The organism is Herbaspirillum sp. B65 (assembly GCF_000333555.1).
In the GTDB taxonomy this organism is placed as follows: Bacteria; Pseudomonadota; Gammaproteobacteria; order Burkholderiales; family Burkholderiaceae_D; genus Herbaspirillum; species Herbaspirillum rubrisubalbicans.
In genome coordinates this window covers 1-533 of record NZ_BADI01000886.1, presented here as the reverse complement: position 1 = coordinate 533, position 533 = coordinate 1, and the positions used below count along the sequence as shown (strand labels likewise).

Genomic DNA, 533 nt, shown 5'->3' with positions numbered 1-533 from the left:
TGTTCATTGGATGAATTTATCGTTCCTGCGCGACACCGTGTCAAGGTCCAGCCGGGTCTGCATGACTGTTTTTAGTTGGCCTCTTCTCTGCATACTCCAGAGGTGCCGTCTAAAACATGAGTTTTTCTTGCAGTGCATGCCGGAGCAGATTTTCTCGGTGCCATTAATGGGAAAATTTCGAACGGCCCATGTTTATTCATTTTTTAGAAAAGATCGATAAGACCTTGCGAGATCAGAGGCTTCAAGTTTCCTCTGATGGCAAATCATCCCATCTTCCTTTTGCAAAAGCCGTTACCGATTTGGTATCGTCATCGTCGTATAAAAAACCACCGGCAGCTAATCCGAGTTTGAGAAAGACACTCGTGCCAGTTCTTGAAAGCGGTGCATCGTCCCAATCATGCAGAACCTTAAAGGCATACGCTCCTGGAACCTCGAACAATTTGAGTCCGTTCAATTGGACATTTGGAAGGTTAGGAGACAGGCCAATCTCTACCAATCCATCACCCGCGTCCGAAAAAGTTAATTGCAAACCG

The 533-nt window shown here is 46.0% G+C and carries 1 pseudogene; it reads right to left on the bottom strand.

Features of this window, described 5'->3' with window-relative positions:
* Nucleotides 1-241: 241 nt before the first annotated feature.
* Nucleotides 242-533: pseudogene (locus I5W_RS30320) on the bottom strand (hypothetical protein); the annotation flags it as partial.